17 protein-coding genes are annotated in these 20,239 nt (G+C 68.7%); all 17 read left to right on the top strand.

The genetic code is table 11. From position 1 onward, the window contains the following. Window positions 1-76 precede the first annotated feature (76 nt). The 17 genes from hisI (at window position 77) to pyk (ending at window position 20,199) form a co-directional block, all read left to right on the top strand. The gene (gene hisI, locus ACFVWG_RS05130; RefSeq protein WP_391541850.1) at window positions 77-406 is read left to right on the top strand and encodes a phosphoribosyl-AMP cyclohydrolase; all 330 of its coding nucleotides are present in this window, start codon (window positions 77-79) and stop codon (window positions 404-406) included. Further along, window positions 403-1,893 (top strand): anthranilate synthase component I, encoded by a 1,491-nt coding sequence (locus ACFVWG_RS05125; RefSeq protein WP_391541849.1) that lies wholly within the window; start codon window positions 403-405, stop codon window positions 1,891-1,893. Before hisI ends, ACFVWG_RS05125 begins: the two co-directional genes overlap by 4 nt. After that, window positions 1,893-2,459: a Trp biosynthesis-associated membrane protein gene (locus tag ACFVWG_RS05120; protein WP_391541848.1), complete on the top strand. Its 567-nt coding sequence runs from the start codon at window positions 1,893-1,895 to the stop codon at window positions 2,457-2,459. The genes ACFVWG_RS05125 and ACFVWG_RS05120 overlap by 1 nt, the downstream gene beginning before the upstream one ends. A gap of 56 nt (window positions 2,460-2,515) precedes the next feature. Then, window positions 2,516-2,770, top strand: a complete 255-nt coding sequence (locus ACFVWG_RS05115; RefSeq protein WP_391541847.1) for an HGxxPAAW family protein — start codon at window positions 2,516-2,518, stop codon at window positions 2,768-2,770. A gap of 14 nt (window positions 2,771-2,784) precedes the next feature. Then, entirely contained in the window at window positions 2,785-3,591 is an 807-nt protein-coding gene (trpC, locus tag ACFVWG_RS05110; RefSeq protein ID WP_391541846.1) for an indole-3-glycerol phosphate synthase TrpC, read from the top strand. 75 nt (window positions 3,592-3,666) lie between these two features. Further along, window positions 3,667-4,881, top strand: coding sequence for a tryptophan synthase subunit beta (gene trpB, locus ACFVWG_RS05105; protein ID WP_391541845.1), 1,215 nt, complete (start codon window positions 3,667-3,669; stop codon window positions 4,879-4,881). Then, window positions 4,874-5,701: a tryptophan synthase subunit alpha gene (gene trpA, locus ACFVWG_RS05100; protein ID WP_391541844.1), complete on the top strand. Its 828-nt coding sequence runs from the start codon at window positions 4,874-4,876 to the stop codon at window positions 5,699-5,701. Before trpB ends, trpA begins: the two co-directional genes overlap by 8 nt. Window positions 5,702-5,708: 7 nt before the next feature. Further along, a complete protein-coding gene (locus tag ACFVWG_RS05095) occupies window positions 5,709-6,368 on the top strand; it encodes an SCO family protein (protein ID WP_391541843.1) in 660 nt (219 codons plus the stop codon). Continuing rightward, on the top strand, window positions 6,365-6,844 hold the full coding sequence (locus ACFVWG_RS05090) for a DoxX family protein (protein WP_391541842.1): 480 nt from the start codon (window positions 6,365-6,367) through the stop codon (window positions 6,842-6,844). The genes ACFVWG_RS05095 and ACFVWG_RS05090 overlap by 4 nt, the downstream gene beginning before the upstream one ends. Next, entirely contained in the window at window positions 6,841-7,548 is a 708-nt protein-coding gene (locus ACFVWG_RS05085; protein ID WP_391541841.1) for a DsbA family protein, read from the top strand. The genes ACFVWG_RS05090 and ACFVWG_RS05085 overlap by 4 nt, the downstream gene beginning before the upstream one ends. 84 nt (window positions 7,549-7,632) lie before the next feature. Continuing rightward, a complete protein-coding gene (gene lgt / locus ACFVWG_RS05080; protein WP_391541840.1) occupies window positions 7,633-8,847 on the top strand; it encodes a prolipoprotein diacylglyceryl transferase in 1,215 nt (404 codons plus the stop codon). Continuing rightward, the gene (locus ACFVWG_RS05075) at window positions 8,840-9,565 is read left to right on the top strand and encodes a VIT1/CCC1 transporter family protein (RefSeq protein WP_391541839.1); all 726 of its coding nucleotides are present in this window, start codon (window positions 8,840-8,842) and stop codon (window positions 9,563-9,565) included. The genes lgt and ACFVWG_RS05075 overlap by 8 nt, the downstream gene beginning before the upstream one ends. A gap of 310 nt (window positions 9,566-9,875) precedes the next feature. Then, entirely contained in the window at window positions 9,876-10,664 is a 789-nt protein-coding gene (locus tag ACFVWG_RS05070) for a hypothetical protein (protein ID WP_391541838.1), read from the top strand. A gap of 278 nt (window positions 10,665-10,942) precedes the next feature. Then, window positions 10,943-15,481, top strand: coding sequence for a glutamate synthase large subunit (gene gltB, locus ACFVWG_RS05065; RefSeq protein ID WP_391541837.1), 4,539 nt, complete (start codon window positions 10,943-10,945; stop codon window positions 15,479-15,481). Continuing rightward, the gene (locus ACFVWG_RS05060; protein WP_391541836.1) at window positions 15,481-16,947 is read left to right on the top strand and encodes a glutamate synthase subunit beta; all 1,467 of its coding nucleotides are present in this window, start codon (window positions 15,481-15,483) and stop codon (window positions 16,945-16,947) included. The genes gltB and ACFVWG_RS05060 overlap by 1 nt, the downstream gene beginning before the upstream one ends. 165 nt (window positions 16,948-17,112) lie before the next feature. Then, entirely contained in the window at window positions 17,113-18,648 is a 1,536-nt protein-coding gene (locus ACFVWG_RS05055; protein WP_391541835.1) for a metallophosphoesterase, read from the top strand. Between the two features lie 99 nt (window positions 18,649-18,747). Further along, entirely contained in the window at window positions 18,748-20,199 is a 1,452-nt protein-coding gene (gene pyk / locus ACFVWG_RS05050; RefSeq protein ID WP_391541834.1) for a pyruvate kinase, read from the top strand. Window positions 20,200-20,239 lie beyond the last annotated feature (40 nt).

Here is a 20,239-nt window from a genome sequence, read left to right as displayed (position 1 = left end):
CTGCTCGTCCGACGCCCGCAGTCCATCGACACCCTCCCTGGTCAGAACTGTCCGAGCCATCGGTGACAATAGGTGAGTGAGTATCGACGAGCTGACCTTCGACGCGGCCGGGCTGATCCCGGCCGTCGTGCAGCAGTACGACACGCGCGAAGTGCTGATGGTGGGCTGGATGAACGCCGAGGCTGTTCGCCGGACGGCGGCGACGGGCCGGAGCACGTTCTGGTCGCGGAGCCGCCAGGAGTTCTGGGTGAAGGGCGAGACCAGTGGTCACCGCCAGCACGTGAAGGAGATCCTCGTCGACTGTGACGCCGACACCCTGCTGGTCCTGGTCGACCAGGAAGGCCCGGCCTGTCACACCGGCACCCGCAGCTGCTTCGAGCACGGATCGATCAAGGTGACGGCATGAACATCCCCGACCTCGAGACCTTCCGCGACTATGCCAAGGACCGCCGCGTCATCCCGGTGACGCGCCGGCTGCTCGCCGACGCCGAGACGCCGATCGGCGTCTACGGCAAGCTCGCCGCCGAGCGCGAGGGCACCTTCCTGCTCGAGTCCGCGGAGAACGGTGGCGTCTGGTCGCGCTACTCCTTCATCGGCGTTCGCTCGGCCGCGACCCTGACCGAGCGGAACGGTCAGGCGGTGTGGACCGGCAACCCGCCGGTCGGCCTGCCGCAGACCGGTGACCCACTGGCCGCGCTGCGCGAGACGCTCGAGATCCTGCACACACCCCGGCTCCCGGACCTGCCCCCGCTGACCGGCGGCATGGTCGGCTTCCTCGGGTACGACGCCGTCCGCCGGCTGGAGAAGTTGCCGGACACAACGACCGACGACCTCGGCCTGCCCGAGCTGACGTTCCTGTTCGCGACCGACCTGGCCGCGCTCGACCACGAGACCGGTGAGATCTGGCTGATCGCGAACGCGATCAACTGGGACGACACCGACGAGCGGGTCGACGACGCGTTCGCCGATGCGGTCCGCCGGCTGGACGCGATGGAGGCCGACCTGGCTCGGCCCACCCCGTCGTACGTGGTCCGTGCCGATCGCGACGCGCAGCCGGACCCGCACCGGCAGCGCTCGAGCGTCGAGTACCGGGAGGCGGTCGAGACGGCCAAGGAGGAGATCCGGGCCGGCGAGGCGTTCCAGGTCGTCGTCTCGCAGCGCTTCGAGCTGCAGACCACCGCCTCCGCGCTCGACATCTACCGGGTCCTGCGTCGCTCGAACCCGAGCCCTTACATGTATCTGGTTCGCCTGGACGGGTTCGACATCGTCGGCTCCAGTCCAGAGGCGCTGGTGAAGGTCACCGACAACAAGGTGATCGTGCACCCGATCGCCGGCACCCGCCGCCGCGGCGCGACGCCGGAGGAGGACCACGCTCTCGAAGAGGAGCTGCGCGCCGATGCCAAGGAGCGCGCCGAGCACCTGATGCTCGTCGACCTGGGCCGCAACGACGTGGGCAAGGTGTGTGTGGCCGGCACGGTCGAGGTGATCGACTTCATGGACGTGCGCCGCTACAGCCACGTGATGCACCTGGAGTCGACCGTCACCGGCCAGCTCCTCGCCGGCAAGACCGCGTTCGACGCCCTCACCGCGACCTTCCCGGCCGGCACCTTGTCGGGCGCCCCGAAGCCGCGCGCGATGGAGATCATCGACAAGCTCGAGGTGACGCGCCGCGGTGTGTACGGCGGTGTGGTCGGTTACCTCGACTTCGCCGGTGACGCCGACACCGCGATCGCCATCCGTACTGCGGTCCTGCGCGGCTCCACGGCCTACGTGCAGGCCGGAGCAGGCATCGTCGCCGACTCCGACCCGGCGTCCGAGGACGCCGAGTGCCGGACGAAGGCAGCGGCCGTGCTGAATGCGATCGCGGTCGCAGGAACGTTCAGCGAGGTCTGATGCGTCCACAGCGACTGGTCGACCTACTCACTCTGATCGCCCTGGCCCTGCTGGCGCTGTCTGCCTATCTGACGTGGTCAACGGCCGATCCGGGCAACGGGCGGCCGGTGATCCATTTCAACGGCTACAGCGTCACCAGAGGGCCAGTGACGCTGGCTATGGCCGCCGTGGTCGCCGTTGTGGTCACCAAGCTCGCCGGTACGGCGCTCCGCCGCATCATCGGCGTACTGATCGCGCTGCTGGGTGTCGCGGCGATCGCAGTGTCGCTGCAGGTGCGGCCGGATGTCGCGGAGCTCAGCCGGTTGCGGCCCGAGCTCAGCCAGGCAGTGACCGACACCGTCACGTTGAGCGCCGGACCGGCGCCGTGGCCGGCGTTGGCCGGAGGAGTGGCGTTGCTGCTCGCCGGTCTGGTCACCGCGGTGACCGCACATCGATGGAGGCGCCCTACCGATCGGTATGAGCGTGAACCGGTGGCGACGACCGCCGGCAAGCAAACAGCCCCCGGCACCGAGGACGGGGTCGATCAGTGGAAGGCGATCGACGCGGGAGAGGACCCGACTCTCTGATCGCGGCGGGCTACCGCCACAATAGGACAGGACGACGACGAGGAGTGGCGGCAACCATGGACAATACGACTGCCGATCAAGGGGCGACCCGGGTGAGCGACGAGGCTCCCCACGACGCGCACGGCAACAGCACCGCGGCCTGGACCGCGGTGGCGATCATCCTGGTGGGGTTCACCGTCGGTGCCATCGCGATGGTGCTCGGCCCGAACTGGCTGCTGTTCTGGATCTCGGTCGGGATCGTGGTGCTGGGGGCACTGGCCGGCAAGGTGTTGCAGCTGCTCGGCTTCGGCGTCCCCACCGACGACCACTGAAGGGCGGACGGACCATGACTGTGCTTGACGACATTCTCGCCGGGGTTCGCGAGGACCTCGCGGAGCGCCAGGCTCTAGTCGGCCTGGACGACCTCAAGCTGGAGGCGCAGCGCAAGCCCGACGCCAAGGACCCGATGCCGGTGTTCCGCGGCGACGGGATCGCGGTGATCGCCGAGGTGAAGCGGTCCAGCCCCTCCAAGGGTGAGCTGGCCGAGATCACCGACCCGGCCGCACTGTCCGGTGAGTACGAGGCCGGCGGCGCGTCCGCGATCTCCGTGCTGACCGAGCAGCGCCGGTTCAACGGCAGCCTGGACGACCTGCGAGCGGTGCGCGGACGGGTCGACGTACCCGTGCTGTGCAAGGACTTCATCGTCTCCTCGTACCAGCTCTGGGAAGCGCGGGCGGCCGGCGCCGACATGGCCCTGCTGATCGTCGCGGCGCTCGAGCAGGAGGCGCTGGTCTCGCTGATCGAGCGCGCGCATTCGATCGGGCTGTGCCCGCTGGTCGAGGTCCACGACGAGGAGGAGACCCGGCGTGCGGTGGACGCCGGCGCCCAGCTCATCGGCGTGAACAACCGGAACCTGAAGACCCTCGAGGTCGACCGGACCACGTTCGCCCGGGTCGCGCCGATCATCCCGAACAACCTGGTCCGGGTGGCGGAGTCCGGGGTCCGGGGCCCGCATGATGTAATCGAGTTCGCGCGCGCCGGGGCCGATGTCGTCCTCGTCGGTGAAACCCTGGTGACCGGCCGCGATCCTCGCGCCTCGGTCGCCGACCTCGTCGCCGCCGGATCGCATCCCGCCATCCAGCAGCGGCACTGACCTCTCCGGCCGGTCCAAACGGCACGGGGCAGAGACTCTCCCGTGCCCTTGGGCCGGGTTTGGAAGGTTTGTCGGATGAGTAACACGCTGCCCGACCAGCTCGGGCACTTCGGCCGTTTCGGCGGCCGGTTCATGCCGGAGGCGCTGATCGCGCCGCTCGACGAGCTCACGCAGGCCTGGCAGAGCGCCATGGCCGATCCGGAGTTCACGGGCGAGTTCGACCGGATGCTGCGCGAGTGGGCCGGCGTCCCGAGCCTGCTGTACGACGCGACCCGGCTGTCCGAGGTGGCCGGGGCGCGCATCCTGCTCAAGCGCGAGGACCTCAACCACACCGGTGCGCACAAGGTCCGCAACGCGCTCGGGCAGGCCTTGCTGACCAAGCGGATGGGCAAGCCGCGGGTGATCGCGGAGACCGGCGCCGGCCAGCACGGCGTCGCGACCGCGACCGCGTGTGCCTACCTGGACCTCGAGTGCGTGGTCTACATGGGCGAGGTCGACACCCAGCGCCAGGCGCTGAACGTGGCCCGGATGAAGCTGCTCGGCGCCGAGGTGATCCCGGTGACGAGCGGCAGCCGGACCCTCAAGGACGCGATCAACGAGGCGCTGCGCGACTGGGTCGCCAGCGTCGACAAGACCCACTACCTGCTCGGTACGGCGGCCGGCGCGCACCCGTTCCCGGCGATGGTGCGCGACTTCGTCCGCGGCATCGGTGACGAGGCGAGAGCGCAGTCGCTCGAGCTGCTCGGCAAGCTTCCCGACGCCGCGGTCGCCGCGGTCGGCGGCGGGTCGAACGCGATCGGTCTGTTCGCCGCGTTCATCCCCGACGAGGACGTGAAGCTGTACGGCATCGAGCCCGGTGGTGACGGGTTCGAGACCGGTCGGCACGCAGCCACGATCACGGCCGGACAGGTCGGCGTACTGCATGGTGCGCGGTCGTTCCTGTTGCAGGACGAGGACGGTCAGACGATCGAGTCGCACTCGATCTCGGCCGGGCTGGACTATCCCGGTGTCGGGCCGGAGCACTCGTGGCTGGCCGAGACCAAGCGGGCGACATACCGGCCGGTGACGGACGCCGACGCGATGGAGGCGTTCCGGCTGCTGTCGCGGACCGAGGGCATCATCCCGGCGATCGAGTCGGCGCACGCGGTCGCCGGTGCGCTGGAGATCGCGAAGGAGCTGGGTCCGGACTCCACCCTCCTGGTGAACCTGTCCGGTCGCGGTGACAAGGACATGGACACGGCGAGCTCGTGGTTCAACCTGATCGACGCCCCGGAGGCCGGCCGTGAGTGAAGTAGTTGCCCTGGGCAAGGCCGGGACCGCGATCCGGAAGGCGAACGCCGAAGGCCGCGCGGGTCTGGTCGGTTACCTGCCGGCCGGTTACCCGTCGTACGACGGTGGCGTGGACGCGATCAAGGCGCTCGTCGACGGCGGTGTCGACGTGCTCGAGATCGGCCTGCCGTACAGCGACCCGGTGATGGACGGTCCGGCGATCCAGCGGGCCGCCGAGGCCGCGCTGGCCGGCGGGTTCCGGGTGAAGGACCTGCTGCGCACGGTCGAGACGATCGCCGCGTACTCCGACGTACCGGTGCTCGTCATGACGTATTGGAACCCGATCGAGCGGTACGGAGTCGATCGCTGGGCCACCGATTTCGCCGGTGTCGGGGGAGCGGGCCTGATCACGCCCGACCTGATCCCGGAGGAGGCCGCGGAGTGGATCGCGGCCGCCGACAAGAACGAGCTGGACAAGGTGTTCCTGGTCTCGCCGTCCTCGACGGACGCGCGGATCCGGTCGACCACGGCCGCGTGCCGCGGGTTCGTCTACGCGACCGCGGTGATGGGTGTCACCGGCATCCGGTCGGCTGCCTCGGATCTGGCCGAGCCATTGGTTGCCCGGACCAAGGCCACGACCGGGCTGCCGGTCGGGGTCGGGATCGGCGTCTCGAACGCGGAGCAGGCGGCCGCCATCGGTGCGTTCACCGATGCGGTCATCGTCGGATCGGCGTTCGTGAAGCGGCTGCTCGACGGTGAAGGACCGGCAGGTGTGCGATCGCTCACGGAGAGCCTGGCCGAGGGCGTTCGCCGGGAACCGTCAGCGGCGGCCGGACGTTGAGCCAGCTGTGAGTCGAACCAGGAACGCGGCCGTTTTCCTTGCCGCGGTGGGTCTGCTTGCCCTCGCGGGCTGCAGCAGTGGCAAGGAAGAGAAACCCGACAACCCCGGCGGTGCGATCATCCGCACCAGCCAGGACCCGAACGGGATGCGGGGTGCCACGCTCGACCAGCCGTACAAGTTGCCCGCGGCCACGCTGACCGACACCGGCGGGAGTCCGTTCAACCTGGTCACTTCGACCAAGAAGCCGGTCACGCTGATCTTCTTCGGGTACACGAACTGCCCGGACGTGTGCCCGACGGTGATGGCCGATGTCGCGTCCGCGCTGACCAAGCTGGACGAGTCGGTGCGCAAGCAGGTGCAGGTGCTGTTCATCACCACCGACCCGGCGCGCGACACCGGCCCGGTGATCCACAAGTACCTGGACCGGTTCGATCCGTCGTTCGTCGGCCTGACCGGGTCGCTGACCTCGATCAAGGACATCGCGCAGGCGGTCGGCGTACCGGTCGAAGGGATGAAGAAGCTGCCCTCGGGTGGCTACGAGATCGGTCACGGCGCGCAGGTGCTCGGGTTCGGCAAGGACGACAAGGCCACCGTGCTGTGGATGTCGAACACGTCGATCGGTGACATGGTGCACGACTTCGGGAAGCTGGTCGAGGCGAACCAGTGAAGCCTCGGGGGGCCTGGGTCTCACTGGTTGCACGGCTGATTCTCGGAGGGGTGATGCTGGTCGCGGGCGCGCTGAAGGTCTCCGATCCGGAGACCGCGGCGCAGGCCGTCCGCGCGTACGAGATCCTGCCGCCGGGGCTGGCCGACCCGGTCGGCTGGGGCCTGCCGTTCCTGGAGATCGCGATCGGATTGCTGTTGGTCCTCGGTTTCGGTGTCCGGCACTCGGCAGCCGCCGCAGGTGTTTTCATGGTGGTGTTCATCGCCGCCGTGGGCTCCGCCTGGGCGCGCGGGCTGGCCATCGACTGCGGCTGCTTCGGTGGCGGCGGACGGGTCGATCCCGGCCGGACGAAGTACCTCGAGGAGATCCTCCGCGATGTCGGTCTGCTCGTGCTGGCGATCTGGCTCTGCGCGAAGCCGGCCAGCAGATTTGCGCTGGAAACTGATCCGAACACCTCGACAGGAGACGCCGTACCGTGAGCAACACCAACGCCAACCCGCTGCAGGAGCAGAAGAAGCGGGTCCCACCCGGCGTCGTCGTGGTGATCGTCCTGGTGCTGGCGCTGCTGGCCGGTGTCGGGTTCCAGTACCTGCGCGGTCACTCCAAGGTCGAGGTCACCGGGACGAACCACACCGAACCGGCCGTCATCACGGGGCCGGGACAGTCCGGACAAGGCGTCACGGTCGGTCAGGCCGGCGCGAAGGCGCAGATCGACCTGTACCTGGACTTCCGCTGCCCGCACTGCGCGGAGTTCGAGGAGATGACCGGGTCGACGGTCGACAAACTCGTCCAGGACGGTACGGCGAAGCTCACGTACTGGCCGTTGGCCTTCGTGAACCCGGAGGCCTCACCGCGGTTGGCGAACGCGTTCGCGGCAGCGGCGGCGAACGGGAAGGCGCTGGGCTACGCCGACGAGATGTACGCCGACTTCAGCAAGACCTGGTCGGAGGACCAGCTGATCGAGCTGGGCAAGCAGCTCGGGATCGGCGACGCGAAGTTCCAGCAGGCCGTCCAGAACAACACCTACGGCAGCTGGGTCGAGTCGGTCGGCAAGGCCGCCGACACGCGCGGCGTGACCGGTACGCCGACGGTCTTCGTCAACGGCAAGAAGCTGGAGACCAAGGACCTGACCGCGGAAGGGCTGCAGAAGGCGGTCGACGACGCGGTGAAGCCGGCGAGCTGACGACGTGTCTCACGCACCGAGTCCCCATCGTGACCCTGGGTTCCTGGCCGGTGGGCTGGGCCGTCGAGTAGCGTTCCGGATGCCATGTCTAGTCTGATCCCCGCCGTGATCGTGCCGGCCTTCATTCCCAGTCCCAGCCAAGGTGTCTGGCACGTCCTCGGCCTGCCGATCCGTGCCTACGCACTGTGCATCCTGGCCGGGATCTTCGCCGGCTACTGGCTGACCCGGCGGCGCTGGGTCGCCCGCGGCGGTTCGCCGACGGTGCTGTCCGACGTGATGTTCTGGGCGATCCCGTTCGGCCTGGTCGGCGCGCGGATCTACCACGTCGCCACCGACGCCGAGCTCTACTTCGGCGCGGGCCGGCACCCGATCGACGCCCTGAAGATCTGGCACGGCGGCCTCGGCATCTGGGGCGCGGTCGGCTTCGGCTGCCTCGGCGCCTACCTGGCCTGCCGCCGCGCCGGAGTCCCGTTCCTGGGCTTCCTCGACGCGGTCGCCCCCGGCATCGCGCTGGCCCAGATCTTCGGCCGCTTCGGCAACTACTTCAACCAGGAACTCTTCGGCCGGCCCACCACCCGCCCCTGGGGCCTCGAGATCGACCCGGCGCACCGCCCCGACGGCTTCGCCGACTTCGCGACCTTCCACCCGACCTTCCTGTACGAAGCGATCTGGAACCTCGGCGTCGTCGCCCTCGTGATCCTGGCCGGCCGCCGCTTCACCCTCGGCCACGGCCGCGCGTTCTTCCTGTACGTCGCCGCGTACTGCGCCGGCCGCGTCTGGATCGAGAACATGCGGATCGACACGGTCAACCACTTCCTCGGCCTGCGCCTGAACGTCTGGACGTCGATCATCCTGTTCGTGCTGGCCGTCGTCGCGCTGATCATCAGCGCCCGGACCAAGCCCGGCCAGGAAGACCTCTCCAGCGGTCCCGCAGCCGGCCACCCGACGCCGATCGTCGCCACGACCGAGTCCGCCACGACCGAGTCCGCCACGACCGAGTCCGCCACCACCGACTCAGCCACCACCGACTCAGCCACTACCGAGTCAGCCACCGGTACGGCGACCGCCGACGCGGAGCTCGACGCGACGGGTGGAACCGGCCCCGACGCAGCAACCTCACCAAGTGCCGCGGCAGTCACGGATGCGGAGGCGATCGTGGTGGAGAACGCCGACCCGGCGAACGACGTACCGGCTGCAAGTGGAGAGCTGACCAGCACCGAGGCCACTGAGGCCACTGAGGCCACTGAGGCCGCGCACACCACCGCTCCCGCCGTACCGGGCGATGGGGCTCGTGACTGATCGTCCGCAGGTTTCCCCCGAGCATCACGGTGACCACAAGCACCGTGATGTGAACGGCGGCTGGCTGCGGCCGGCCGTGTTCGGCGCGATGGACGGCCTGGTGTCGAACTTCGCGCTGATCGCCGGTATGGACGGCGGCACGCAATCGGGCTCCAAGTTCATCGTGCTCGCCGGACTGGCCGGGCTGGCTGCCGGAGCGTTCTCGATGGCGGCGGGGGAGTACACCTCGGTCGCCTCCCAGCGTGAGCTCGCCCGCGCTGAGATCGAGGTCGAGCGGCTGGAGATCGCCCGTCATCCGATCGACGAAGAGATCGAGCTGGCCGAGACCTATCGCGCCAAGGGCCTGGACCCCGACCTGGCCGACAAGGTCGCCAAGCAGTTCCACACCAACCCCGACCAGGCCCTCGACGAACACGTCCGCGAAGAGCTCGGCATCGACCCCAACGACCTCCCGAGCCCCGTGCTCGCGGCCGGCTCGTCCTTCGTCTGCTTCGCCGTCGGAGCATTCATCCCGCTCCTGCCGTACCTCCTCGGCGCGACGACCGTCGTACCGGCGCTCATCATGAGCCTCACCGCCCTCTTCGCCGCCGGTGCGGTCGTCAGCCGGGTCACCAGCCGCTCCTGGTGGTACTCAGGCCTCCGCCAACTCCTCCTCGGCGGACTCGCCGCAGCCCTCACCTACTTCGTCGGCACCCTCGTCGGCCCCGGCATCGGCTGAGCGCGAAATCCGCACGGCTAAGCAGCGAGGTTGGGGCGTGGCGGAATTTGAGGGGATCTCCGTTGAGGTTGCTGGTTCTCCCCTCAAATTTTGAGGGGAGAAGGGGCAACTTGAGGGGAGATCCGGCCAAGTTGCCGGCGGGACGGCGGCGGCGAAGCTGCCGTGCGGCCGAACATGCCGGACGACCCACATCCGGCCGGGGCGCACCCAAGCCACCGGGGGTTTGGACAGGTTATGACTTGTTCAAACCCCACCAGTCCTGTTCAAGCCCCGGCAACTGGACGCGCCTGGCATCGGCTACCGCCAGCGGGTGTTTCCCGCGAAGATCGATGAGCAGCCCGATACCTACCTGAAGAGCGTCGGCGAGGTCTTCGCCGAGTTCGGCGAGCACACCCAGGACTCCGGCAACATCTCGTACGGCGTGACGATCGACGGCTACCGCTACTTCGTCAAAACGCCCGGCATCCCGGATGATCCCAAGCCGTTCGCCCCAGCACCCCGCCGCCAGGAAGCAGTCCGCCGCGCCGGCCGCCTCGCCGCCGAGATCGAGCACGACCTGCTCCCGGCGTACCACGGCCTGATCGAGACTCCGTGGGGCCCGGCCCTCGTCTTCGACTGGCGCGAAGGCGATCATCTCGGCACCCACCTCGACCGCTTCCGCGCCTTGTCCGCCGACGAGATCAGCGAAGCCCTCGACCAGCTCTACGACCTGCACGACGTCCTGACCTCGTCCGGCTGGGTCGAAGGCGACTTCTACGACGGCGCGATGCTCTACGACTTCGACACCCGCCAGCTGACCGTCATGGACCTCGACGACTACCGCCCAGGTGCCTACCGCAACGACATGGGCCGCATGTTCGGCTCCACCCGCTTCATGGCCCCCGAACAGCTCACCCTGGACGCCGTCATCGACGACAGCACCACCGCGTTCGTGATGGCGCGCACCGCCCTCGTCCTCCTCGGCGACGGCACCCTCGACCGCCCCGCCTTCCGCGGCACCGACGGCCAGTACGCCGTCCTCCACCAAGCCACCACCACCCGCTTCGACAGCTACCAGGCCTTCTACAGCGCCTGGCTAGAAGCCTCCTCAATGACATAACCCAGCGTCCGCAGCCGCTCAAGGTGATCACCAGGCGACGGCTGCCCAGCGGCCCGCGACGCCGCTCTCATCTCCCGGATTTCACCCGACGGTGTCACCATGGGTCGACGAACCAGTGAGCGCTTGCTTACGGGGCGTGACTGTGAACTCTGAAAGGCGTTGCGGCGGTGGAATGTCTGTCCACCTGTCGGGCGTCATGAGGTAGTCTCGGGACACCCGGCTTGGGCCAATGTTGTCCCGCGGCCAGTTGTTGACCGTAGGACGACGGGAGCCCCTGAATGTATGGTCGCGCCCCCTTTCCAGCTGAGGGCTTGTACGACGGCCGCCACGAGCACGATGCGTGTGGCGTTGCCTTCGTAGCAACCTTGACCGGAGAACCCAGCCACGACATCGTGGCGAAGGCTTTGACCGCCCTGCGTAATCTCGAGCATCGTGGTGCGTCCGGCGCGGAGCCGGATTCCGGCGACGGCGCCGGCATCCTGATCCAGGTCCCGGATGCGTACTACCGCAAGGTGTGCGACTTCGAGCTGCCGGTCGCGCGTGGGTACGCGACCGGGATCGCGTTCCTGCCGGCCGAGGCCGACGACGCCGCGAAGGCGATCGCGCGGATCGAGGAGATCGCGGCCGAGGAGAAGCTGACCGTGCTGGGCTGGCGCGACGTGCCGACCACGCCGGAGCTGCTCGGTAACACGGCGCGTTCGGTGATGCCGACGTTCAAGCAGCTGTTCGTGGCGGCGCGGGCCGGCCGGGTGCTGGGGCTCGCCCTGGAGCGGATGGCCTTCCGGCTGCGCAAGCGCGCCGAGAAGGAGACCGAGACCTACTTCCCGTCGCTGTCCGGCCGGACCATCACCTACAAGGGGATGCTGACCACCGACCAGCTGGACAAGTTCTTCCCCGAGCTGACCGACCCTGACCTCGCTTCGGCGATCGGCGTCGTGCACAGCCGGTTCTCCACCAACACGTTCCCGTCGTGGCCGCTGGCCCACCCGTACCGGTACATCGCCCACAACGGCGAGATCAACACCGTCCAGGGCAACCGGAACTGGATGCGCGCCCGTGAGGCGCTCCTGTCCAGTGAGCTGATCCCGGGTGACTTGGAGCAGCTCTACCCGATCTGTACGCCGGGCGCTTCGGACTCGGCGTCGTTCGACGAGGTGCTCGAACTTCTGCACCTCGGTGGTCGCTCACTGCCGCACGCGATGCTGATGATGATCCCGGAGGCGTGGGAGAACGCCACCACGATGGATCCGAAGCGGCGCGCGTTCTACGAGTTCCACTCGACCATGATGGAGCCCTGGGACGGACCGGCCTCGGTCGTGTTCTCCGACGGCACCAAGGTCGGTGCGGTGCTCGACCGCAACGGTCTGCGCCCCTCGCGGTACTGGGTGACCGAGGACGGCCTCGTCGTCCTCGCGTCCGAGGCCGGTGTCCTGGACATCGACCCGGCGACCATCACCGAGAAGGGCCGGCTCGAGCCGGGCCGGATCTTCCTCGTCGACGTCGCGGCGCACCGGATCATCACCGATGCCGAGGTGAAGAACGCGCTCGCCAACGAGGCGCCGTACGACGAATGGCTGCACGGCGGCCTGATCCGCTTCGACGACCTGCACGAGCGCGAACACGTGGTGCACAGCCACGCGTCGGTGACGCGTCGCCAGCAGGTCTTCGGGTACACCGAGGAGGAGCTGCGGGTCATCCTCACCCCGATGGCCAAGAGCGGCACCGAGCCGATCGGCTCGATGGGTACCGACACGCCGATGGCGATGCTGAGTGACCGGTCGCGGCCGCTGTTCGACTACTTCGCGCAGCTGTTCGCCCAGGTCACCAACCCGCCGCTGGACGCGATCCGCGAGGAGCTCGTCACCTCGCTGTCGTCGAGCGTCGGTCCGGAGTCGAACCTGCTCGACCCGAGTCCGTCGTCCTGCCGTCAGGTGGTGATCCCGTTCCCGGTGATCACCAACGACGAGCTCGCGAAGCTCCGCCACATCAACCTCGACGGCGACATGCCCGGCCTGGCCACCACGGTCCTGCGTGGCGTGTACGACGTCGAGGGCGGCGGCGAGGCTCTCAAGACACGGCTCGACGAGATCTGCGCCGAGGCCGACGAGGCGATTCGGGAGGGCGCGCGCATCGTCGTACTGTCCGACCGGCACTCGAACGCCGACAGCGCGCCGATCCCGTCGCTGTTGCTGACCGCGGCCGTGCACCACCACCTGGTCCGGGAGAAGACCCGCACCCAGGTCGGTCTGGTCGTCGAGGCAGGAGATGTGCGCGAAGTTCATCATGTCGCGCTCCTGATGGGGTACGGCGCTGCGGCGATCAACCCGTATCTCGCGCTGGAGTCGGTCGAGGACCTGTGCCGGCGCGGCACCTACTTGCCGGGTGTCGAGCCCGAGCAGGCCGTCCGCAACGTCGTGAAGTCGCTCGGCAAGGGCGTCCTCAAGGTGATGTCGAAGATGGGCGTGTCGACGGTCGCGTCGTACACGGGTGCGCAGATCTTCGAGGCCAACGGCCTGTCGCCGGAGCTGGTCGAGCAGTACTTCACCGGTACGTCGTCCAAGCTCGGCGGGATCGGCCTGGACACGATCGCCGAGGAGGTCCGGCAGCGCCACCTGCGCGCCTACCCGGCCGACGGCATCCTGACCGCGCACCGCAAGCTCGAGGTCGGCGGTGAGTACCAGTGGCGGCGTGAAGGTGAGCCGCACCTGTTCGACCCCGAGACCGTGTTCCGGCTGCAGCACAGCACCCGGAGCGGACGGTACGACATCTTCAAGCAGTACACGGCGCGCGTGGACGAGCAGTCCGAGCGGCTGATGACGCTGCGGGGGCTGTTCGCCTTCAAAGATCAGCACAGTAAGGAAGGCCGCGAGCCGATCTCGATCGACGAGGTCGAGCCGGTCAGCGAGATCGTCAAGCGGTTCTCCACCGGTGCGATGAGCTACGGCTCGATCAGCGCCGAGGCGCACACCACGCTCGCGATCGCGATGAACCAGCTCGGCGCCAAGTCGAACACGGGGGAGGGCGGCGAGGACTCCGACCGGCTGCACGACCCCGCTCGGCGGAGCTCGATCAAGCAGGTCGCGTCCGGCCGGTTCGGTGTCACGTCGGAGTACCTGACGAACTCCGACGACATCCAGATCAAGATGGCGCAGGGTGCCAAGCCCGGTGAGGGTGGTCAGCTCCCCGGGAACAAGGTCTACCCGTGGGTGGCCAGCACCCGGCACTCGACGCCCGGCGTCGGCCTGATCTCGCCGCCGCCGCACCACGACATCTACTCGATCGAGGATCTCGCGCAGCTGATCCACGACCTGAAGAACGCGAACCCGAAGGCCCGCATCCACGTGAAGCTGGTCTCCGAGGTCGGCGTCGGCACGATTGCCGCAGGCGTTTCGAAGGCGCACGCGGACGTCGTACTGATCTCCGGGCACGATGGTGGCACCGGCGCGGCGCCGCTGACGTCGCTCAAGCACGCAGGTGGTCCGTGGGAGCTCGGCCTGGCCGAGACCCAGCAGACGCTGCTGCTCAACGGGTTGCGCGACCGGATCGTCGTACAGACCGATGGACAGCTCAAGACCGGCCGGGACGTCGTGATCGCGGCCCTGCTGGGAGCGGAGGAGTACGGGTTCGCCAGTGCGCCGCTGGTCGTGTCGGGCTGCATCATGATGCGCGTCTGCCACCTGGACACCTGCCCGGTCGGCGTCGCCACCCAGAACCCGGTCCTGCGCGAGCGCTTCTCGGGCAAGCCGGAGTTCGTGGTGAACTTCTTCGAGTTCATCGCCGAAGAGGTCCGCGAGTACCTGGCGGAGCTCGGGTTCCGGACGCTGGAAGAGGCGGTCGGGCACGCCGAGGTGCTGGACATCAAGCGCGCGGTCGACCACTGGAAGGCCGACGGTCTCGACCTGACGCCGATCCTGCACGTGCCGTCGCTGCCCGAGGGCGCCTCCCGGCACCAGGTCGTCGAGCAGGACCACGGCCTCGACAAGGCCCTGGACAACGAGCTGATCCGGATCTGCCGGCCGGCGCTCGAGAACGGCGAACCGGTCCGGGCCCAGCTCGCGATCCGCAACGTCAACCGGACCGTCGGCACCATGCTCGGCCACGAGATCACCAAGCGGTACCGCGCGGCCGGCCTGGCCGACGGCACCATCGACCTGACCTTCACCGGTTCGGCCGGGAACTCGTTCGCCGCCTTCGTCCCGCGCGGTGTCACGCTGCGCCTCGAAGGCGACGCCAACGACTACGTCGGCAAGGGCCTGTCCGGTGGTCGCGTCGTCATCCGCCCGGACCGGCATGCCCGGTTCGACGCGGCCGACCAGATCATCGCCGGCAACGTCATCGCGTACGGCGCGACGTCCGGTGAACTGTTCATCAGTGGTGGCGCCGGGCAACGGTTCTGTGTCCGGAACTCCGGAGCCACCGCGGTCGTCGAGGCAGTCGGCGACCACGCCTGCGAATACATGACCGGCGGGCGCGTCGTCGTACTGGGCGCTGTCGGGCGGAACTTCGCAGCGGGCATGTCGGGCGGCGTGGCCCACGTGCTCGACCTGGACCGCGCCCTGGTGAACAAGGAGCTGGTGGACCTGCTCCCGCTCACCGAGGCCGAGTCCGACCTGTTGCAGGACTTGGTCCGGCGTCATCACGAGGAGACCGGATCGGAACGGGCGGCCAAGCTGCTCGGCGACTGGTCAGCGGCAGGTTCGCGATTTACAACAGTGATGCCCCGCGACTACGCCCGGGTGCTGGCGGCCAAGGCGGCCGCCGAGCGCGACGGGCTGGACGAGGATGCCACCACGCGAGCGATGATGGAGGCCATCTGATGGCTGACCCGAAGGGTTTTCTCACCACTGGTCGTGAGGTCGCCGAGCGGCGTCCGGTCGAGGAGCGGTTGCAGGACTGGAAAGAGGTCTACCCCGGTGGACCGGGCAAGGCGCTGCTGCCGATCATCACCAAGCAGGCCGGCCGCTGCATGGACTGCGGGATCCCGTTCTGCCACAGCGGCTGCCCGCTGGGCAACCTGATCCCGGAGTGGAACGACCTGGTCTGGCGCGACGACTGGTCCTCGGCGATCGAGCGGTTGCACGCCACCAACAACTTCCCGGAGTTCACCGGGCGGCTGTGCCCGGCGCCGTGCGAGACCTCGTGCGTGCTCGGCATCAACCAGGACCCGGTCACGATCAAGAACGTCGAGGTGGCGATCATCGACAAGGCCTGGGAGACCGGGCACGTCCAGCCGCAACCGCCGGAGTGGCTGACCGGCAAGACGATCGCCGTCGTGGGTTCCGGCCCGGCCGGGCTGTCGGTCGCACAGCAGCTGACGCGCGCCGGGCACACCGTCGCCGTCTACGAGCGCGCCGAGGCGCCGGGCGGGCTGCTGCGGTTCGGCATTCCCGAGTTCAAGATGGAGAAGTCGCAGGTCGTCCGCCGGATCCAGCAGATGAAGGAAGAGGGCACGGTCTTCCGCTCCGGCGTCAACGTCGGCGTGGACGTCACCGGCACCCAGCTCAAGCAGCGCTACGACGCGGTCGTGATCGCGACCGGCGCCACCGCGGCGCGTGATCTCCCGGTGCCGGGCCGTGAGTTCGGCGGCATCCACCAGGCGATGGAGTACCTGCCGCAGGCCAACCGAGTCGCCCTCGGCAAGCCGGTCGAGGACCAGATCGTTGCCACCGGCAAGGACGTGGTCATCATCGGTGGCGGTGACACCGGCGCCGACTGCCTCGGTACGGCGCACCGCCAGGGCGCGCGCTCGGTCACCCAGCTCGAGATCATGCCGCGGCCCGGTGACGACCGTCCGGCCGGTCAGCCGTGGCCGACGTACCCGATGATCTACCGGGTCGCCTCGGCGCACGAGGAGGGCGGCGAGCGCGTGTACGCCGTCTCCACCGTGAACTTCGAGGCCGATGCCGACGGCAACGTGTCCGGGCTGAACCTGGTCGAGGTGAAGTTCGAGGGCGGCAAGTTCAACCCGGTCGAGGGCTCGGAGCGGACCATCCCCACGCAGCTCGTACTGCTGGCGATGGGCTTCCTCGGTCCCGAGCGCGAGGGCTTCCTCGAGCAGCTCGGCGTCGAGCTCGACGAGCGTGGCAACGTCAAGCGGGACAAGAACTACCACACCTCGGTCGAGGGCGTCTTCGCCTGCGGCGACGCCGGCCGCGGCCAGTCGCTGATCGTCTGGGCGATCGCCGAAGGCCGTTCCTGCGCCAACGGCGTCGACTCCCACCTCACCGGCTCCTCCACCCTCCCCACCCCCATCCCACCCACCGCCCGCCCCCTGGCCGTCTGACCCATTTCGCTGGCTAGCCACCGCCGTTGGGGGTTCCGCACCGTGGTTGCGAGTGCAGAACCCCCAATTTGCGTGGCCAGCCAGGCAAATCGGTACGACGCGGTGCGGATGGCCGGTTGTCCGGGTGGCGTTGGCCGATAGGTTGGAACTGTGGTTGGACGGTTGGTGACACGGAGGCGGGTCCGCGCGGTGGCGCCGTGGGCCGGGCTGTTCGTGCTCTGGGCGGTGACCACGGTGGTGATCGGGGCGATGGGGTTCTCCCACGACTCCGAGCGGGTCACCATTGGGGCGCACGCGGCAACGATCTCGCCGACGTTCGACGGGCACGCGACGCTCGACCTCGGAGCGGTACTGCCTCGGCTGCGGATCGCGACCGACACGCCAGGCGGGATCGGCGTGAACGTCGACGTACAGGAAACTGACGCCGATAACCTGACCGAGTTGCTCAACCGGGACGCGCTGATCGCATCCCAGCCCGACGGTGAGATCGCGCGGATCCAGCAGGTCATCCAGGAGATGGCGGTCGACAACCTGGTCGCCGGAGCCGGTTCCGGGCTGCTCGTGGTCGTGGTGGTGACGACCTTGTGGACGTCGCTCGGCCGGCGGCGGCGCCGTGAGCTGTGGGATCTCGTGCACCGGCACGAACGGCGGTTCGAGCACCGCGCGGTCGTCATCCTGGTCGCGATGCTGATCACGATCGCGTCGATCTTCGGGCCAGGACGGATGCGTACGGCGGAGGTCGCGCCGACCGAATGGCGACCACTGGCCGAACTGCTCCCGCAGTTGTCGCTCGATCCGCGGCTGAAGCGGGTCGAGGTAGCGTCCGGGTTCTCCACCACCGGCGGGGTGGGCGTGATCAAGACGGCGGTCGAGACGTACGAGCGTTCCACCGCGTTCTACGGGCGGTTGCGGGACCAGGTCAACAAGGTCGGTGGGCGGATCCACCAGGCGACCGAGAAGGAGACCGTCGCGCTGCTGGTCTCGGACCGGCACGACAACATCGGGATGGACCCCGTCGCGAGCGAGGTCGCCAAGGTGGCCGGCGCGAAGCTGCTGATCGACGCCGGTGACGACTCCTCGTCCGGGCAGTCCTGGGAGGTGTTCAGCATCCACTCGCTGCGGGAGCACTTCAAGGACCTCAAGGTGGTCGCGGTGGCCGGCAACCACGACGCCGGTGGGCACATCGAGGACGCGATGCGGAAGAACGGCTTCACCGTCCTCGACAGCAAACCGGTCGAGGTTGAGGGGATCCGGTTCCTGGGCGACAGCGACCCGACCAAGACGGGCCTCGGCAGCGCGGACAGCCCCGGCGACGAGACGACCGCCGAGCAGTCCAAACGGCTCGCCGACATCGCCTGTGACCAGCCCGAGGACAAGCGCATCTCGACGATGGTCGTCCACGATCCGTCCTCGTTCGCCGACACGGCCGCCCGGGGCTGCGCCACGCTGCTGCTGTCCGGGCATCTGCACCGGCAGGTCGGGCCGGAGACGAAGGTCGTCGACGAGCGGCCGGTGACGACGTACACGAATGGCACCACCGGGGGAGCGGCGTACGCGTTCGCGCTCGGGTACACCCTGCGGCGGCCGGGGGAGATGACGCTGGTCACCTATACCGACGGCAAGCCGATCGGCCTCCAGACGGTCACCGCCGGCCTGGCCGGAGAGATCACCGTCGGCGCCTACACGCCCTTACCTTCCTGACTTTTCAGGCTCTGCCGCGGCTCGTCACAAGGTGTTAACCCGTCAGTAATGGGGGTGGACCAGCGGAGCAGTGGTCTTGTAGGAGTAGGGTTTTGTGACGTGCGTCGCGCAAAGATCGTTTGTACGCTCGGCCCGGCTACTGCCGCCCCCGAGCGCATCCTGGAACTCGTCCAAGCCGGTATGGACGTGGCTCGTCTCAACCTGAGCCACGGTGCCCATGCCGAGCACGAGCGGATCTATCAGCGGATCCGCACCGCCGCCGCTGAGACCGGCAAGAACGTCGGCATCCTGGTCGACCTGCAGGGTCCGAAGATCCGGTTGGCCGAGTTCGCCGAAGGCAAGGCCACGCTGACCTACGGTGAGCGGTTCACCATCACCACCCGGGAGGTGCCGGGTGACGTGACCATCTGCGGAACGACGTACGACGGTCTGCCCGGCGATGTGAAACCCGGTGACCAGCTGCTCATCGACGACGGCCGGATCGCGCTCGTCGCCGAGGAGGTGACCGCGACCGACGTGATCTGCCGCGTCACCGTCGGCGGGCCGGTGTCGAACCACAAGGGCATCAACCTGCCCGGCGTCGCGGTCAGCGTGCCGGCGATGTCCGAGAAGGACGTCGAAGACCTGCGGTGGGCGCTGCACCTGCCCGCCGACATGATCGCGCTGTCCTTCGTCCGGGACGGTGCCGACATCCAGCTCGTGCACAAGATCATGGACGAGGAGGGGCTGCGGCTCCCGGTCATCGCCAAGATCGAGAAGCCGCAGGCGGTCGCCAACCTCGACGAGATCATCGAGGCCTTCGACGGCTTCATGGTCGCCCGCGGTGACCTCGGCGTCGAGCTCCCGCTCGAAGAGGTGCCGCTGGTCCAGAAGCTGATCATCGACCAGGCCCGGCTGAACGCGAAGCCGGTGATCGTCGCCACCCAGATGCTGGAGTCGATGATCTCCGCCCCGCGCCCGACCCGGGCCGAGGCCTCCGACGTCGCCAACGCCGTCCTCGACGGCGCCGACGCGGTGATGCTGTCCGGTGAGACCAGCGTCGGCCGGTTCCCGATCGAGACCGTCAACACGATGGCCCGGATCGTCGAGTCGACCGAGGAACACGGCCTGTCCCGGATCAAGGAGATGGAGTGGGAGCCGCGCACCAAGGGCGGCGTCATCGCCCGCGCGGCCGCCGATGTGGCCGAGCGTCTCGACGCCAAGCTCCTGGTCGCGTTCACCCAGTCCGGTGACACGGCGCTCCGGCTGGCCCGGTACCGCACCGAGATCCCGGTGCTGGCCTTCACGCCGGTTCCGTCGGTGAGCGCCTGGCTGAGCGTTGTCTGGGGCATCGAGACCCACATCGTCCCGACCGTCGACCACACCGACGAGATGGTGCGTCAGGTCGACCAGCGCCTGCTGGAGCTGGGCAAGCTGCAGAAGGGCGACCTGGTGGTCATCGTCGCCGGTTCGCCGCCCTCGATCCCCGGTTCCACCAACGCCCTCCGCGTCCACCGCATGGGTGACGCCATCGAAGGCCGGGCCCCGGCCTACCGCACTCCCAACCCGTAAGACGCACTCGAGGCGGACAGCTGACCAGCTGTCCGCCTCG

The organism is Kribbella sp. NPDC058245 (genome assembly GCF_042882005.1).
In the GTDB taxonomy this organism is placed as follows: Bacteria; Actinomycetota; Actinomycetes; order Propionibacteriales; family Kribbellaceae; genus Kribbella.
This window is presented reverse-complemented; position numbering and strand designations above follow the sequence as displayed.

Excerpts from the sequence above, each read along its gene's own strand:
- ACFVWG_RS05125 (WP_391541849.1), top strand. The coding sequence starts at position 403 with ATGAACATCCCCGACCTCGAGACCTTCCGCGACTATGCCAAGGACCGC.
- ACFVWG_RS05120 (WP_391541848.1), top strand. The coding sequence starts at position 1,893 with ATGCGTCCACAGCGACTGGTCGACCTACTCACTCTGATCGCCCTGGCC.
- ACFVWG_RS05115 (WP_391541847.1), top strand. The coding sequence starts at position 2,516 with ATGGACAATACGACTGCCGATCAAGGGGCGACCCGGGTGAGCGACGAG.
- trpC (WP_391541846.1), top strand. The coding sequence starts at position 2,785 with ATGACTGTGCTTGACGACATTCTCGCCGGGGTTCGCGAGGACCTCGCG.
- trpB (WP_391541845.1), top strand. The coding sequence starts at position 3,667 with ATGAGTAACACGCTGCCCGACCAGCTCGGGCACTTCGGCCGTTTCGGC.
- lgt (WP_391541840.1), top strand. The coding sequence starts at position 7,633 with ATGTCTAGTCTGATCCCCGCCGTGATCGTGCCGGCCTTCATTCCCAGT.
- gltB (WP_391541837.1), top strand. The coding sequence starts at position 10,943 with ATGTATGGTCGCGCCCCCTTTCCAGCTGAGGGCTTGTACGACGGCCGC.
- ACFVWG_RS05060 (WP_391541836.1), top strand. The coding sequence starts at position 15,481 with ATGGCTGACCCGAAGGGTTTTCTCACCACTGGTCGTGAGGTCGCCGAG.